This window comes from Paenibacillus sp. VCA1 (assembly GCF_031583795.1).
In the GTDB taxonomy this organism is placed as follows: Bacteria; Bacillota; Bacilli; order Paenibacillales; family Paenibacillaceae; genus Paenibacillus_AQ; species Paenibacillus_AQ albilobatus.
In genome coordinates this window covers 69162-85466 of the sequence record NZ_JAVLSX010000006.1, presented here as the reverse complement: position 1 = coordinate 85466, position 16305 = coordinate 69162, and the positions used below count along the sequence as shown (strand labels likewise).

The 16305-nt window shown below is 51.7% G+C and carries 15 protein-coding genes and 1 pseudogene; 9 read left to right on the top strand and 7 right to left on the bottom strand.

The window, feature by feature from the left end:
* Positions 1 to 81: 81 nt before the first annotated feature.
* From RJP21_RS14950 to RJP21_RS14940, 3 genes and pseudogenes are all read left to right on the top strand, one after another.
* A pseudogene (locus tag RJP21_RS14950) lies at positions 82 to 896 on the top strand (VanW family protein).
* Between the two features lie 143 nt (positions 897 to 1039).
* Complete coding sequence (locus RJP21_RS14945; protein WP_160038578.1) at positions 1040 to 1369, top strand: metal-sensitive transcriptional regulator; 330 nt, start codon at positions 1040 to 1042, stop codon at positions 1367 to 1369.
* 186 nt (positions 1370 to 1555) lie between these two features.
* Positions 1556 to 3988, top strand: a complete 2433-nt coding sequence (locus RJP21_RS14940) for a heavy metal translocating P-type ATPase (RefSeq protein ID WP_310859966.1) — start codon at positions 1556 to 1558, stop codon at positions 3986 to 3988.
* Between the two features lie 147 nt (positions 3989 to 4135).
* Here the strand turns inward: RJP21_RS14940 and RJP21_RS14935 are convergent, their stop codons facing one another.
* Positions 4136 to 4321, bottom strand: a complete 186-nt coding sequence (locus tag RJP21_RS14935) for a hypothetical protein (protein WP_310859965.1) — start codon at positions 4319 to 4321, stop codon at positions 4136 to 4138.
* Between the two features lie 24 nt (positions 4322 to 4345).
* Between RJP21_RS14935 and RJP21_RS14930 the strand changes: the two genes are divergently transcribed.
* The 4 genes from RJP21_RS14930 (at position 4346) to RJP21_RS14915 (ending at position 7204) form a co-directional block, all read left to right on the top strand.
* Positions 4346 to 5041: a hypothetical protein gene (locus RJP21_RS14930; protein WP_310859964.1), complete on the top strand. Its 696-nt coding sequence runs from the start codon at positions 4346 to 4348 to the stop codon at positions 5039 to 5041.
* A 38-nt stretch (positions 5042 to 5079) separates the two neighbouring features.
* A complete protein-coding gene (locus RJP21_RS14925) occupies positions 5080 to 5727 on the top strand; it encodes a nitrite reductase (RefSeq protein ID WP_310859963.1) in 648 nt (215 codons plus the stop codon).
* A 29-nt stretch (positions 5728 to 5756) separates the two neighbouring features.
* Entirely contained in the window at positions 5757 to 5996 is a 240-nt protein-coding gene (locus RJP21_RS14920) for a glutaredoxin family protein (RefSeq protein WP_310859962.1), read from the top strand.
* A 167-nt stretch (positions 5997 to 6163) separates the two neighbouring features.
* Positions 6164 to 7204 (top strand): acyl-CoA dehydrogenase family protein, encoded by a 1041-nt coding sequence (locus tag RJP21_RS14915; RefSeq protein WP_310859961.1) that lies wholly within the window; start codon positions 6164 to 6166, stop codon positions 7202 to 7204.
* 187 nt (positions 7205 to 7391) lie between these two features.
* Here the strand turns inward: RJP21_RS14915 and RJP21_RS14910 are convergent, their stop codons facing one another.
* Genes RJP21_RS14910 through RJP21_RS14900 form a run of 3 tightly spaced genes read right to left on the bottom strand, consistent with a single transcriptional unit; the run spans position 7392 to position 10350 of the window.
* Positions 7392 to 8267 (bottom strand): TIGR03943 family putative permease subunit, encoded by an 876-nt coding sequence (locus tag RJP21_RS14910; RefSeq protein ID WP_310859960.1) that lies wholly within the window; start codon positions 8265 to 8267, stop codon positions 7392 to 7394.
* Between the two features lie 39 nt (positions 8268 to 8306).
* Positions 8307 to 9299 (bottom strand): permease, encoded by a 993-nt coding sequence (locus RJP21_RS14905; protein WP_310859959.1) that lies wholly within the window; start codon positions 9297 to 9299, stop codon positions 8307 to 8309.
* Between the two features lie 25 nt (positions 9300 to 9324).
* Positions 9325 to 10350 (bottom strand): CobW family GTP-binding protein, encoded by a 1026-nt coding sequence (locus tag RJP21_RS14900; RefSeq protein WP_310859958.1) that lies wholly within the window; start codon positions 10348 to 10350, stop codon positions 9325 to 9327.
* Between the two features lie 226 nt (positions 10351 to 10576).
* On the opposite strand from RJP21_RS14900, the gene RJP21_RS14895 reads away from it, so the two are divergent.
* Together RJP21_RS14895 and RJP21_RS14890 are read left to right on the top strand one after the other, a co-directional pair.
* The gene (locus RJP21_RS14895) at positions 10577 to 11419 is read left to right on the top strand and encodes a metallophosphoesterase family protein (RefSeq protein WP_310859957.1); all 843 of its coding nucleotides are present in this window, start codon (positions 10577 to 10579) and stop codon (positions 11417 to 11419) included.
* Between the two features lie 124 nt (positions 11420 to 11543).
* Positions 11544 to 12434, top strand: coding sequence for a DMT family transporter (locus tag RJP21_RS14890; protein WP_310859956.1), 891 nt, complete (start codon positions 11544 to 11546; stop codon positions 12432 to 12434).
* 120 nt (positions 12435 to 12554) lie between these two features.
* Here the strand turns inward: RJP21_RS14890 and RJP21_RS14885 are convergent, their stop codons facing one another.
* The 3 genes from RJP21_RS14885 to RJP21_RS14875 are packed head-to-tail and all read right to left on the bottom strand — an operon-like array spanning position 12555 to position 16253.
* Positions 12555 to 13667: a Ger(x)C family spore germination protein gene (locus tag RJP21_RS14885; RefSeq protein ID WP_310859955.1), complete on the bottom strand. Its 1113-nt coding sequence runs from the start codon at positions 13665 to 13667 to the stop codon at positions 12555 to 12557.
* Positions 13657 to 14754: a GerAB/ArcD/ProY family transporter gene (locus tag RJP21_RS14880; RefSeq protein WP_310859954.1), complete on the bottom strand. Its 1098-nt coding sequence runs from the start codon at positions 14752 to 14754 to the stop codon at positions 13657 to 13659. The genes RJP21_RS14885 and RJP21_RS14880 overlap by 11 nt, the downstream gene beginning before the upstream one ends.
* A gap of 11 nt (positions 14755 to 14765) precedes the next feature.
* Positions 14766 to 16253, bottom strand: a complete 1488-nt coding sequence (locus RJP21_RS14875) for a spore germination protein (RefSeq protein ID WP_310859953.1) — start codon at positions 16251 to 16253, stop codon at positions 14766 to 14768.
* Positions 16254 to 16305: the final 52 nt, after the last annotated feature.

Sequence of the window (16305 nt, the reverse complement as noted above, 5' to 3'; positions counted from 1 at the left end):
GGTAGTTATGATATGATAAGCGAAGAATCATATTGTACGGAAGCATGATTGATCAAAGGGGAAATGGCGGAGGCAAGAAGCATGGAAGCTATTTACAAACCGATTCACAGGTCTAAATGGAGAATTCGGCTGGGAACCGCCTATTATAGGGGGAGGAGGTACCTGGAATGGTGCTTCGGCTCCGCGCATTTTGCCAAAACCGAAAGACGGGAACAGTTGCCGTTCCGCGTTGCCGCTCATCGCACACCGATGCTCAGAAAGCTGAAAGACGTGGATATGTGGCTTCAGCATAACAAAGTAACCAATCTTAAAATCGCCGCCCGGCGTATCAACGGAATTACGGTCATGCCCGGGGAAACCTTTTCTTACTGGAGATTGATCGGCAAACCTACCCTGCGAAAAGGGTACGTCGAAGGCATGGTTTTATTTTACGGGGGATTCAAACCGGGCGTTGGCGGGGGACTGTCCAGCTTTCCAATTTGCTGTACTGGATCACGCTGCATACACCGCTTGAAGTGACCGAAAGGCATCGCCACAGCTACGACGTATTCCCGGACGCAAACCGAACCCAGCCGTTTGGAAGCGGGGCGACGTGCGCTTATAACTACTTGGATCTTCGAATCAAAAATAATACGGCCGAACCTTATCAGCTGGTGCTTGGCATGGAAGACAGGGATTTGACGGGCGAGTGGAGGACGACTCAAATGACGCTTCACACCTACGAAATCTATGAAAAAGAGCATCGGATCACCCAGAACCTTTGGGGCGGCTACGAGCGGCATAACAGCATTTACCGCAAAGTGTTCAATCGCGAAGGCGAGCTTGTGCAAGACGAATTCATCACGGAAAACCGGGCTCTGATGATGTATCAGCCTTTTCTCGAATCAGGAATATAGATCGCCGCAGCACATTGAAGCCCATTCCGAACGATACCGACTTCATATTTGACATGAAACGTTTTGTATCCGGCACGATCCCGAGTATAATACTATTATCAGGTTAAAAGGAGGCGAGTTGCATGAATACGGTACCGGAAATGATGGATCAGAACGCCGATCAAAAAGAAGAAGCTTGCTGCGGAGATCATACCGAGCGGAAAAGCCATCATTCGGATAAGGTGAAAAACAGTCTGGTCAGTCGCTTGAACCGCATTGAAGGCCAGGTTCGCGGAATCAAGGGACTGATCGAGAAGGATACGTACTGCGATGATGTTTTGAACCAAATTGCCTCCGTGCAGTCCGCTTTGAACGGCGTGGGAAAACTGCTGCTTGAGCATCACATGAAAAGCTGCGTCGTTCAACGGATTCAGGAAGGCGATCAGGATGTGCTCACGGAGCTCATGACGACAATGAACAAATTGATCAAATAAAACGGCAAGCCGCCTGAGGGCGGCTTTTTTCATGGATAAAAAAATAGGGTGGAGGGGTATTGTAAAAATGTGTTGACTAAATATAGGGTGAGGGGGTATACTAAAATCAAGAAAGGCAAGCAACGACATCAATCAAAATTTTGAAATGGATACAATAAACGTGAGGCTCATGAAGGAGTGATTGTTTTGGAAGCAGCTCTTAAAAAACAAAAACAGAAAACTTTGCAAATTACCGGGATGACATGCGCCGCGTGTGCGAACCGGATTGAAAAAGGGTTGAACAAACTGGAAGGCGTGGATTCGGCAAACGTGAATTTTGCGCTTGAGCGGGCGACCGTAACCTACGATTCGGATAAAGTGGACGAAGAAGCGATCGATGCCACCATCAAAAAGCTTGGTTACGGGACCGTCAAGGAATTGACGCGTTTCAAGCTTGAAGGCATGACATGCGCCGCGTGTGCGAACCGGATCGAAAAAGGGTTGAACAAATTGCCCGGCGTATCGAACGCAGCCGTCAATTTCGCGCTGGAGACCGCTACGGTAGAATATTCACCCGCGGAGGTTTCGGTCTCCGACATGCAGTCAAAAGTGAAACAGCTCGGCTACAAAGCGAACGTCCAAAGCGATAGCGAAGAACAGGCAGACAACCGGGACCGGGCGGTCCGGAAGCAAAAACGCAAGCTGATCGTTTCGGCGATCCTGTCGCTTCCGCTGCTGTGGGCGATGGTCGCTCACTTTTCGTTCACATCATGGATTTATTTGCCCGATCTGTTTATGAACCCGTGGTTCCAGTTGATCCTGGCGACTCCGGTACAGTTTTATATCGGTTGGCCGTTTTATGTCGGGGCATATAAAGCGCTCCGCAACGGAAGTGCAAACATGGATGTGCTGGTATCGCTGGGGACTTCGGCCGCCTACTTCTACAGTTTGTACCTGACGATCGACTGGTATGCGAAAGGCGCAAATATGCATCACGGTCCGAACATGTATTACGAAACGAGCGCAATTCTAATTACGTTGGTTATTATGGGCAAGTTGTTTGAAGCCTTGGCCAAAGGCCGCACGTCGGAAGCGATCAAATCGCTGATGGGACTTCAAGCGAAAACGGCGCGGGTGATCCGCGACGGACAGGAGCTGACGGTTCCGGTTGAGGAAGTCATCGCAGGCGATATCGTCATGGTTCGTCCGGGCGAAAAAATTCCGGTGGACGGCAACGTGCTGGAAGGCGAATCGTCGGTGGACGAATCGATGCTGACAGGCGAAAGCTTGCCGGTCGAGAAAAGAGCCGGGGACGCTGTCATCGGCGCCACCCTGAACAAAAACGGCGTTCTGCGCGTTCAGGCTACGAAGGTCGGCAAGGAGACGGCTTTGGCGCAAATCATCAAAGTCGTTGAGGAGGCACAAGGCTCCAAAGCGCCGATCCAGCGGGTCGCCGACGTCATTTCCGGCATCTTCGTACCGATCGTGGTCGGCATCGCGGTCGTCGCATTTCTGGTCTGGTATTTCTTCGTCACGCCGGGCAACTTCTCCGAAGCGTTGGAAAAAGCCATCGCCATTCTGGTTATCGCTTGCCCTTGCGCGCTTGGTTTGGCTACGCCGACATCGATCATGGCCGGTTCCGGACGCGCTGCCGAGCTCGGGATCCTGTTCAAGGGCGGAGAGCATTTGGAGCAAACACATAAAATCGATGCGATCATTTTGGATAAAACGGGCACCGTTACAAAAGGTAAACCGGAATTGACCGATGTCATCGCGGAAGGCGATGAACAAGAGTTCCTTCGACTGGTCGGCGCCGCAGAGAAAAATTCGGAGCACCCGCTCGCGGAAGCGATCGTCGCCGGCGTACAGGAACGCGGTATCCGGTTACCGGACACGCAAATGTTTGCGGCCGTTCCGGGCTACGGCATCGAAGCTGAAGTCGAAGGCAAGAAACTGCTGGTCGGCACGCGAAAATTGATGGATAAACACGGCGTTGACGCCGCCCACGCCTATGAATTGATGTCCCGCCTGGAGGAATCCGGCAAAACGGCCATGCTGGCGGCGATCGACAACAAGTATGCAGGGATGGTCGCGGTGGCGGATACCATTAAAGAAACTTCCAAAGAAGCGGTACAACGCCTGAAAGACATGGGCATCGAAGTCATCATGATCACGGGCGACAACGAACGCACCGCCAAAGCCATCGCGGCGGAAGTCGGCATCGATCATGTCCGCGCCGAGGTGCTTCCGGAAGGAAAAGCTGAAGAGGTCAAAAAGCTTCAAGCCCAAGGCAAAAAAGTGGCAATGGTCGGCGATGGCATCAACGACGCCCCGGCGCTTGCGACGGCCGATATCGGCATGGCGATCGGCACGGGCACCGACGTCGCGATGGAAGCGGCGGACGTGACGCTCATGCGCGGGGACCTGTCGAGCATCCCTGACGCGATCTATATGAGCCGCAAAACGATGGGCAACATCAAGCAAAATCTGTTTTGGGCGCTGGGATACAACACGCTGGGCATTCCTGTAGCGGCACTTGGGTTGCTGGCGCCTTGGATCGCCGGCGCGGCGATGGCGCTCAGTTCGGTATCCGTCGTATTGAACGCGCTGCGCCTGCAGCGGGTAAAAATCCGCCACTGATTGGTATGGAAATCTGCGGAAAGATGGCATTGAAACGTCGACCGGAGGGCTGATTTAACCAGCCGGTCGGCGGTACTGATTCGAGAGCGGTTCAGCTTTTAAAAACGATCCGAAAAAAGGGAGCGATTTAATATGAGCGAACATCAATCAATGAATCATGGAAGCAACCAGCATCACCAGCATGACCATCACCAACATGACCATCACCAACATGACCATCACCAACATGACCATCACCAACATGACCATCAACAGCATGACACTCATCAGCATGACGCTCATCAGCATGACCTTCACGGTCAAGACACCCATGGGAATCATGGTCATCATCATGGCGGGCACGGACATCATCAAAATATGCCTGGCCTTTATAAGGTGCGTTACGAGTTTCCAAAGGGCATACCGAACGCCAATGAAGAAACGGAGATCATGATCGTAACGACCGATCGTGCCGGCAATCCATTGAGCCGTTTCAAAGTTACCCACGAAAAACTGATCCATCTGATCATCGTCAACCATGACCTGTCGTTTTTTAACCATATTCATCCCGAATATGAGGGCAATGGGGTTTTTAAAGTCAAAACGGTCTTCCCGGATGGAGGCAAATATAAATTGTTCGTCGATTTCGTTACGGAAGACGACGTCGCTTCGAATTTGAGCGAATGGGTAGAGGTAAGCGGCACGCTCGCAGGTCATCATAAGCTTGAACCCGAGAGCAAGTTGGTGAAAGAAGTCGACGGCAGGGAATTCGAGCTCTCGCTAAGCACGGACCGGGCGCAAAGCGATACAATACTGACCTATACGGTAAAGGACGCCCATTCCAAAAAAGAAATAGTCGACTTGGAGCAGTACCTGGGTGCAGCCGGCCACGTCGTCGTATTGTCGGCCGATACGAAACATTATCTTCACGTCCATCCCGTCGATGAAAGCTCGAAAGGCCCGACGGCGGCATTTGCCACATCTTTCCCGGAAAAAGGAATCTATAAAATCTGGGGGCAATTTCAGCATCGGGGGGACGTACTGACCGTGCCATTCGTAGTGGAAGCCAAATAATCAAATCCAGTCGAAATAGGGAGAAGGAGAACAGCCGTATGATGGAGGCCATAGAAACGCCGGGGAAAACGAAAATTGCCGTATCGACGCCGATTCAAATCGGGGGAAACGTGATTACCCCTAAGCAGCTTGCAACGATTGCATCCGCAGCCGGCCGGGATGCGCATATTGAAATTACGCCGTTTAGACAGATTTACGTCGAAGTGCCGGTTGACGAAAAAGAACGGGTGACGGAAGCATTGCAGCAGGCCGGGCTGGAGGTTTTTCCCGCCGGGGCCGTCGTGAAAGGCTTGATCGCCTGCCAATTTTGCAAAGGAGCGGAAGATGCCGGTCTCGCGACGGCTCAAGCGATCCATCAAGCGATCTCCGGGATTGCAACGCCGGTTCCGATTAAGGTTGCTTATGCCGGATGCGCGCTTGGCACGAGCGAACCGCTGCTGAAAGACATCGGCATCGTCAAAATGAAGGACACGTTCAGCATATACGTCGGCGGGGAAGCCAAAGGGATCAAGGCTGCAGCTGCCGAGCTGCTGGCGGAAGGTTTGGAGGAGGGACAGATCATCCCGGCGGTCATCAAGATGATCGACTTCTACAAGGCCAATGCAAAAGGAAAAGAGAAATTCGGCAAATTCATCCGCCGAATGACGCTGGAAAAGATCCGCGAGGCTGCCGGACTGGCGGTTTAACGAAACCTACCGTTAAGGAGTGAATCGAAATGAAACCATCCGTTAAAATCTATACGATTTCCACATGCAGCGACTGCCATCAGGCTAAACGATATTTTAAGGAGCACCAAATCGACTTTATCGAATACAACTGCGAAGACAATCCGGAATACGCCGAGGAAGTTCTGAGACTGACCGGCATGCAGACGGTCCCGACGATCGTGATCGACGATCAGGTGTTTGTCGGATTCGCCGACCATTTTAAAGAAATTACGGCTTTGTTGGGATAACTGGCCTCGTGCCGTTCAAATAGATGCGGCGGCCCGCTTGACTTCGGAAACGGAGAAGGCGGGTCGTCTTAGTTTTTAAGCCATTTTTTTTTGAAACAGTCTCTCATCGACCGTTCGTGTTAAAATAGAAAAGCAAAAGATTTATTACATACGAAAGTGGTGGAAGCATGGGATTTACACAGCAGGAGATTATCCGCATTCGCGAGCAGTCGTACCGGATGGAGCGGGAAGGCGAGTTGACGCCGGAAGCGCTAAAGTACATATACGACAAAAAGCTGTTTCATTTGTTTGTCGCCGATGATTTGGAGGGAAATATGACGCCGCTGCCGCAGGCGATCCGCATTTTCCAGGAGTGCGCGCGCATTGACGGCAGCTTTGGCTGGCTGGTGACGATCGGCTCGGGAGGCGGTTACTTCGTTCCGTTCATGACGGACGAAACCGCACGCAGCGTCTTCGCCCGGCCCGATGCCGTCATTGCAGGCAGCGGCGCCGTTACGGGGACCGCGCGCAGAGTGGATGGCGGCTATATTGTTAATGGTAGATGGAAGTATTGCAGCGGCTCCATGTTTGCCACCACCTTCACGGCCAACACGCTGTTGGAACAGCAGCAGCCGGATGCCGGCCAGGAACCGCAAATCGTGACCATCATTATGCGGCCGGATCAGGTGCGGATCGAAAAGGATTGGAATCCGTTCGGCCTGAAAGCGACCGGCAGCCACAGCATGGTCGTCACGGACGCTTTTGTTCCGGACGAAATGACGTTTTCGTTCTCGGAGATGCGTTCCCATGAGGACGAGCTGCTGTACAAATATCCGTTCCTGCCGTTTGCGCAAACTTCGTTTGCGGGCGTTGCGATAGGGCTGGCCGATCATTTTCTGGAGGCGGCGGAAGCCTATTTGCAAGCGCGCGGAAATGAAAGCGTTCTTGCCGAGCTAAAGGAGCAGATCGAAGAGTTTGCCCATCAGAAGGATGCCTTTTACAGGGTATTGGACAAGTCATGGGAAGAGCTGGGGCAAAAAGGGAAGCTGACGCCCGAAATGGAGCAGCGGATTTCCATCGAATGCATTACGGTTGCGAAAGCCTCGCTAGGCTGCGGCCTGCGGCTGTTCCCGCTGTTGGGATTATCGGCCTGCATGGAAGATACGGAAATTAACCGGGTATGGCGCGATTTGCAGACCGCGTGCCAGCACGCCCTTCTCAGGGGCTGAAAAAGTATTTTATCCTTTTCTATATAGATTGAACTAAAGTTTGCATCGAACTTCCTGTTAAAAGGGCCCGATGCGGCCCTATAACCTTCATTTCTTTAGTTCATTCTATATAGCTCCCCGCAAAGTGCCTGAATCGGCTATGATGCCAAGGCCCCGCTTTGCGGGTTTTTTTTATGCCGCTTTCGGGTCATTTGCTTGGTTTGGCTCCTTTTTGAAGTTCATGCCAGGCTTCCACGGAATCGGCGCTGGTGTAAATGTAAGGGGTGTCCGGCTGCTCGATCGGTGAGATGGAGGAAGCTTCGATCTGAATCACTTCTTTTCCTTCGTGCGAGATGACATGGAGTTTCCCCTGAACTTTGACCCACGTATCCACGGGTAGATTTTGCGGCCGAACCGGGTCGACCAAAATGCCGAAAGGGGTGGCATCCGCCGTGCAGCACTGGACTAGAAAACGGCTCACGGCAAACGGTTCCGTCTCGGCCCCTGCCTGATCGCGGTACACAAAACCCGATACGGCGATTTGCTTCCCTTCGAATTCCTTTTTATACATGTCGATCGCGCCGAACGTTTCGGAAAAAATGGCGGGATACACCGGGATGACGGGCTGAGCGTACAAAATTTTGGCCAGATCCGTAAATTCTTTGGCGTAAGGATCATTTGTTTCGAACCGAACGGCTTTTTCGGGCTCGACGGCGGAATACGAAAAGGACATTCCTTTTTTGGCGGCTGCGGCGGTCCCGAGCGCCCGGTCCGGCAGCGTGAATCCGAGCAAGAGGGGGAATGCGAACAGCCCATACAGCGCGGTGCTTTTAAGGCGCGATGCGGGCAGCTTGTGGTCGCAATTGCAAAGCATGGCGCTTTTGCCCAGAACCGCTTGGAGGATCAAGCTTAGGGCCATCAGCCCGAGCGGAACCGGACAGAGCTTAATCCAGCGAGCAAGCGCCGGAGCGACGTAAAACGCCAGGGCATCCTGGTCCGCCAAGCGCCAAATATAACAGGCGAACGCCAGCAGAACCGCCGCCCGAAACAGGTAATGCAGCCGAATGCTTTTCGAATCGTTCATCTTGCTACCTCCCGGTCGTCGATCGTCCTCCGGCTTGAACTAAAGCCACGCCGTAATTACAACGGAGCCGGCAAATACGACGGCGAAAATAAGAAAAAACAAATACAGCGCAAATTTGGTTTTGAAAAGCGCCATCAGCATCATGGCATTTTTGAAGTCCAGCATCGGGCCGAACACCATGAATGCCACAAGCGATCCGGCCGGGAACGCATGCAAAAAGGTGGAGGCCACGAAAGCGTCCGACGTGGAGCAGAGGGAAAGCGCAAAGGCAAGTCCCATCATAAACAGATAAGAACCAAGCGGCTGGGCGCCGATGGCGACAAGGCTGTCCCTGACCATAAAGGTTTGGATGGCCGCCGTCAGCAAACAGCCGATCAGAAGGTATTTGCCCATTTCGAAAAACTCTTCCGACGTATGCACGAAAATCGACGCCAATTTGCCGCCTAGGACCGTGTGGGAATGCGCCGTATCACCCATTTCGCGCTGTATCGACCAGCGCATGGGTGATTTTTTTACGGTGAAAAAGACGATCAGCCCGATCAGAAAGGCTGTCGCAAAGGCCAGTCCCATTCGGGCGTAAGCCAATTCAGGGTGGCTGCGGAACGCCATGAAGGTCGCTCCGTATACGACCGGGTTCAGAATCGGTCCCGACAGGATAAACACGATCGCGACATACACCGGCATGCCCTTTTGAATCAGTCGCCGCACCAGCGGAATCATTCCGCATTCGCAAACCGGAAAAACGATGCCGAGCACGCAGGCGAACAAAATCCCCGGGATCGGCTTTTTCGGAATCCAGCGGGAAATGATGTGGTCGGGAACGAAAACTTGAAGCAGGGAAGATAACAACGCCCCGGCCAAAATAAACGGCAGTGCTTCCAGCAATATGCCGATGAAGCTCGTTTTGAACGCTTGCACGGAATCGTTGTCCAGCAGAGCTTGGTACTCCGGCAGCCACATGACGGCCAGAATCAGGAGCAGGGCGGCGGGAAGAAGCATGGGGATGATTTTTAGCGAAGAGAGTGCATTCATTGAAAAAACTGCTCCTTCCTGCCGTTTATTGGAATAATGCGTTCCATTTTTCTTTGAGCAGCGTTCCGTCCAGGTTCATGCCGATGCATACCAGATAGGGGGAACCGGGATATCGGGATTCTTCCCATGCGGTGCGGCCTCCCGCGTATTGAACGAGCCGGATTGGACCGTCCAAGTCCAGAGCGACATGGCCCTTGGCCCTCATCAAAGTGTCGCCCCAGCCTTGAAAAAACGATTCCAGCCGTTCTTTGGACAGGGGACGGAAATGTTCCTTTGGAGGGAAGGTTAACGTGACGGTGCTGACGTTTGAAAACGAGCCGTTGCTTTGTGTCGATGCATGCTTCGCGTGGTCATGAACGGGTTGAACCGGATGATCAGTACGGATCGCCTTGGTTCCCGGATGCGATTCGGCGGAAATGGACGGCATCGGTTCCGGGGGCGCGATTCGCCGAAAAAGATCCGGGAAGTCGATTTTGCTGAACGTGGTAAACAGGATTGCGGCGGCTTCGTTATGCTTTCGCGCCATTTTTTCGATTTTGGACAGCGTGTCGGAAGATACGAGATCGCTTTTATTGACCGCGATGAGGTCGGCCGTTTCCAGCTGTTTGCGCAGCGTGCGCACGAGCTGTTTGTCCGCAGAAAACCGGCTCGCAAATTCCAGGGCGTTTTCGGCGTCCACGAGCGTTATGGTATGATGCAGTCTCAGTCGATCCTTGAATGCCGGCTCCAGCAAAGCCGATTGAATTTCGTCCGGATCGGCGACGCCGGTAAGCTCGATATAGATGGCGTCAGGCCGCTGCTTCAACAGAAGCAACAGGCTGTCGGGAAGCTCGCTTTTGCGGCTGCAGCATACGCATCCGTCCAGCAGCTTCTGCACCTGCACGTCAGAATGCTCCTCCAGAATATGACCGTCCACGTCGCGTTTCCCCAGCTCATTCATCAAAATCCCCGGGCGAAGCCCCCTTCGTTTGCTTTCTTCTATGAGGGACAGCAGCAGCGTCGTTTTGCCGCTTCCGAGAAAACCGCTTAACAGGATGACGGGTGTGTGCATGCGGTGTCCACCTTCCTTTGAATATATGATTATGACGGTTCCATGGCTTGGTATGCGAAAACATTTTACGATTTATTTATACGTAACAATTACGATTTAATGACAGGTTGACCGAAGGACGGTTCCTTTTACAAAAAAAGCTCATGTGTTTAACGGACAAATAATACTTTGCTATTATGATGGAAAACAGGAGAAACATTATCGATAAGCGGGAGGAGCGGGCAAAATGAGATTGGCATTGCTTGGGGACTTGCATTATCACGAGATCGACCGGTCGGTTCGTGGGCTGGCGGAAGCCCGAAACGCATTCTACCAGCATGTGCTGGACGAGTTTTTAAATCAGGACGCGGATTTGTACATTTCGCTTGGAGACCTTACCAACTACGGACTTACGTCGGAGCTGGAGGAGGTATATGCGATCCTGGCCCGTCAGGGCAAAACGTTTATCCATGTTCTAGGCAACCATGACCTTTACGGTCAATCGAGGGCGGACGTGCTGAAAATGACGGAGCAGAAGCGATACCACGCGCTGGATACGGAAGAAGCCATGCTGGTGTTTCTCGATACGGCAAAAGAGATGGATTATGAGGATTGGGGAGGATGGCTCGAATTCGAACAACTGGAGTGGCTGGAAAACATGGTCGCCGCATCCGGGGAAAAACCGCTGCTCGTGTTCGGTCATCATCCGGTTTACCGGACTACCGCAGGCTCGGAGCGGGAAAAAGGCTCGATCCATCCAGGCATTGACATGTGGAGCATCCTGAACCGCAAAAAAGGAATCGGGATCTACTTCAACGGCCATACGCATATGGATTCGATCGTTCAACGGGATAATTGGTCCTTCGTCCAGGTGTCGGCCTGCCTCGATCAACCGGGCTTCCGGATTGCGGAGATCGGAAATGAAGCGATCCGGATATGGGCGGTGGACGTCGCCGAACCCGAAGTATTTCAACATGCAACGCTGCTGCACCAACATATGAAGCATTTTTCGCCTAATCCGAATGCCCGCGGAAAGGACGGAGATCGCGAATTGGCGGTTTCTTTGTTGAGCGGAACGAAGCTGTCATAAATTGCCGGCCGGGCAACTTGAAACCTATGAAAAGAGCGCTTTCAGAAAAAAACCATGACGTATCAGACATATAGGAGTATAATTCACTCCATGCCTTATGTTTTTACAGGGAGTGAAAAAAAGAATGCGACGGCATAACAAAACCATATTTCTTCTGACGTTTCTCATTTTGGTCTGGGGGATCAATTGGCCATTGTCCAAATTCGCACTTCAATATACGCCGCCGGTGTTGTTTGCGGGGCTTCGCGCGCTGATCGGCGGACTGCTGCTGGTGATTGTAGCTCTGCCCAAGTACAAGCAGCTGCAATTTCGCCGAAACTGGCATGTATACTTATTATCCGCACTGCTCAGCATCGTGCTTTATTACGGCGTTCAAACGATCGGGCTGCAGTACACGCCGTCGGGGCTGTTTTCGGCCATCGTGTTTTTGCAGCCGGTGTTGCTCGGCCTTTTTTCTTGGTGGTGGCTGGGAGAACGGATGACGCGCCAAAAAATGATCGGGTTGATCATCGGCTTCGTCGGCGTAGCCACGATGAGCATCGGCGGGATGAGCGGAAACATTGCCCCGGTTGGCATCTTGCTTGCGCTCGTTACGGCGCTCACCTGGGCGCTGGGCACGGTCTACGTCAAAAAAATCGGACACCGCGTCGATTCGCTGTGGCTGACGGCGATGCAGGTCACGATCGGCGGCATTCTCCTGCTTGCAGGGGGAACGGAGATGGAAAGCTGGTCGGATATCACATGGAATATTCCGTTTATCGCGGATACGGTATTCATCGCCGTCTTCGTTATCGCCTTCGGTTGGTTCGTTTACTTCAAACTTATTCATGAGGGCGAGGCAAGCAAGGTCGGCTCCTATACCTTTCTTATTCCGTTGGTATCCATTGCCGCAAGCGTATTATTCCTGAATGAGCATGTGTCGCTGAACTTGGTTTTTGGGCTGCTTCTGATCTTGGCCAGCATCCTGCTCGTGAACGTCCGGTTTAGGAAAGCCGAAAAAACGACGGCCGCATAAACGTTTCAACAACTTGGGCCGTGTTAACCGTTTCGAAACTTATACTTTCGTAAATCTTCAAAAGCAGAGCCTCGGCTCTGCTTTTTTGTAACAAAGGGCATTTGACAAAAATGTATCTTCCTAATGCTGCAGCTTTCCGTAATCCTTGATCCGGACATGGACACGGACTGAAATATCCGCGTCCGCGTACACTTTCCTCCAATCCAGTCGATGCCATACGCCTACGGGAAGCGAATTGCGCACATATTGCCCGATCCCGAATGGATCAGTTTGTTTTTCCTGCAGCATGCGGATCAAAGAACGGCATTTTGCCTGGATGGCTTTCCGAATTTCTTCTTCCAGCTTGTGCTGCTCCGCTTGCTTTTTCATATCCAGGTCCCCGATATACTCCAGCAGCGAACCTTCGACCTTAATGTCCATGTCTACTTTCAATCTTTTTCCCTGTAACAGGTTGGATGCAGAGACGACATGTATCTTACGGCGGCTTCTTAGAAATTGCAGGGAAGCTTGCTCGCTGTCATCGTGATCTTCTTTTAAATTCAAATACAAATCGCCGGCACCAATGTTATGGTGAAGAAGTCCAAAAAACATCCGGTCGCTCGGCTCCACCTTCCCGACGTATTTGTCGTCTTTAAAAAGGGCGATGCCGTCGATGATCAAGCTTTCCTTTTGTTCCTTGATGATGGTGGTCACCGGATCGATTCCTTCGTCATAATAATCCCTTGAAAAAGTATATAGGCTGGAATCGGGGATATCGCCGGCCTTGGCTTCCGCTTGGATGAGCGTATCGATGTATTCGCCCGCCGTCGGTCCTTGCGGGTAGTCATTGCGGAGCAAAATGTGGTAAGGATCCTCTTCCGCGATAATGACATGCATCCTGGAACCGATCATGGGGTCCCTGCGCAAGGAATCGAGGTGCTTCCAAATCCCTTCCCGGGCCAATTTTTCCCCGAATAACACCTGCCTAAGCTGTCCGGTGACCAACTTCCGGTTGTTTTGTCGGTCAAAATGCGATTTCGCGTCTTTGTCGGACTTGGCTCTGACGGAATATACGATGGCATCCTGGTGGTTCGATTTCGGAATGCTGATCGTGACCCGCATTAAATTTCCTTGCTCTCCGGATTCCTTGTCATAGGCAATCGTTCGGATGAAACCGGATTTCTCCAAAATATGCTCGTCCGTGCAACCGGTCAGCACAACGATAAGGACAAGGCAGACGAGCTTAACTTTCATTGTTCGGCACCTTTCCTTTCAGTTTGAGATATTGCAGCACAAGGATCAGCACCACCGGTATGATGAAAGCAATATAAGCTTCAGTGTACAGCACTTTCCTTAACAGCACTTCCGATTGCCTCAGATGTTTAGGGATGTAACCGATAAAAAACAACATGGTCACGACCACGAACTCGAGCCGGTTCGGCTTTACTTTCGGGCAAGTTTGTTTGATCGCGGACAGGGCGGCGTAACAGAACATGACCGTAACGATTAAATTGGCGAACACGAACATCGAGAACACGAGGTTTTCGATCCGGTTGATGAACGGCATTTCGATGAAATCCAGCAAATCGATGACGGGATATAACAGCGACTCGATTTGATGAAAGCTGAAAAAGCCGAATGCAGTCAGTATAACGATTAACTGAGAAATGGTAATCACCCAGTGCCCGATGAACACGCCGAGAAACAACTTGCTCTTTTTAGTGACATGGGGAAATAGAAACATGCTGAGTTCGTAACCCATATAGGTGGTGTACACTTCCATCCAGTTGCGAAACGAATGGCCTTGGGATGCAGCCTGAAACAGGTGCGGCGTAAACCGGACGATCTGCCAATCATGGAACTGATACACGGTGAGGCCGACCGTCCAAAACGTCATGAAGAAAAAAACCGTCGCCGCTTTGCCGATGCCGTAAATATCCTTGATCAAGAGGGCGAAGACCATCAGACAGAAGAGCAGGAAAATAAACATCGGGTTAGTCGTCTGGAACGACAGCATCTGGAAAATAAGAAAAAAGTTTTTTCCCAAGAAGGAAGCCGTGAAAATCCAAAAGATGGCCAACGCCCAATAGACCGGATACATGATCGCCTTGGGCAGCGCGAGCTCCATGATTTGAAAGACCGAAGCGCCCCTTCCCATTCGGTATACGATCCAATACAAAAATATATTAAATGAAGCGATGACGGCTAACGCCAAATAACCGATCCATCCGTTCGTGCCGATATTTTCGGCGATCAAGCGGGGGAGGCTGAACAGCGTGATGTTCATTTCCGTCATGTAAATGAGCAGGGTGATGTGGAAAACGTTTAATTTTTCTTTCACTTTGTTCACCCTTATTTCCGCATTTTATTGGTTGATTTGTTTTCGGAATCCGAAATGGAAGGGCGTTTCCTGAGGCCCCAAAAAGGTCCGCGAACGAACGTGTCCAGGAAGTCGGCAAAGTTCATCGGAGCGACCGGCGTTAAATAGGACGTTCCCAGGTTGGTCACTCCCGACAGGTGGATCACCACAAGACCGATACACATCATCAGCCCCAAATTTCCCAATATGCCGGCCATGATGATCAGTCCGAACCGGATCAGGCGGATGGACGCGCTCATGATATAGCTTGGGATGGTGAACGATGCGATGGCTGACGTGGCGACCGAGATAATGAGAATGTTGCTCGTGAACCCGGCCTGAACCGCGGCCTGTCCGATCACGATACCGCCGACGATGCCGATCGTTTGGCCGACTTTCGTCGGGAGCCTTGCTCCGGCTTCGCGGAGCAGCTCGATCGTCGTCTCCATGAGCAGCGCTTCGATAAGGGGCGGGAAAGGAACCTTTGCCCGCGACTCCGTCAAGTTTAGAAGCATCGTATGCGGAATCATTTCATAGTGATAAGTGGTCACGGAAACGTAGAACGCGGTAAAGCTGATCGTAATGAGAAAACCGATGAATCGCAAGACCCTCAAGGCAGACCCAAGCAGCCAGCGTTGATAATAATCGTCGGGAGAAGAGAAAAAATCAAAAAAATTGGTAGGAGAAACAAATGCGGACGGGCTTCCGTCCACAAAGCCGGCGATTCGGCCGCCGATCAGCTTGGACGCGATGGCGTCCGGGCGCTCCGTCGTCATGAACTGCGGGAAAACGGAGTTCGGATTTTCATCGATCAGCTGAACCAGCATATTCGAATCCATAATGGCGTCGAATTCGATCGATTGAATCCGTTTCTTCAAGTCTTCCACCATGTTTTGGTCCGCAACCCGGTCGATATATGCCAATACCACGTCGGTTTTGGCGATTTCCCCGACCTCGAACTTGACGGTTTTTAAATGCGTGCTTTTAATTTTTTTCCGAAGTACGCCCAGATTCTGCGACAAATTTTCCACGAAGCCGTCGTGGGGACCGGAGATGACCGTTTCCGTTTCGGATTGAGAGATGGTTCTGCCTACAGGCTCGGAAATATCGACGAGATAGGTCAGGTCCCGAAAAAATATGGCGGCTTGCCCGTCCAAAATTCCTTTGACGCATTCTTTGGCATCGCCCGTCAGCTTATATTGGGAGCGTTTAAAGATTTGTGCCGCTTCGTCCTCGGTCGCGTTGGAAAGGGGATCAACGATATCCCGCTTTAACGGCTCCGGGCCCACGAGGAACGGGAGATATACGATATGTACATGGCAGTCGGGATACGTGCGCCGTTGAAAGTCGATGCAGTCCTTAAACTGATCCAATATATGATTTAAGGTAGGTTTTTCGTTTTTTTCGGGTTTGGCGGTCACTTGTTCCGAGCTTTTCCCCTGCGTGAACAAAAATTTCCTTAAATTCAGAAAAACGCCCATGCTCAACACCTCATGGGTATTTTCCCCATGGAAGGGGGAAATATGCATTCGA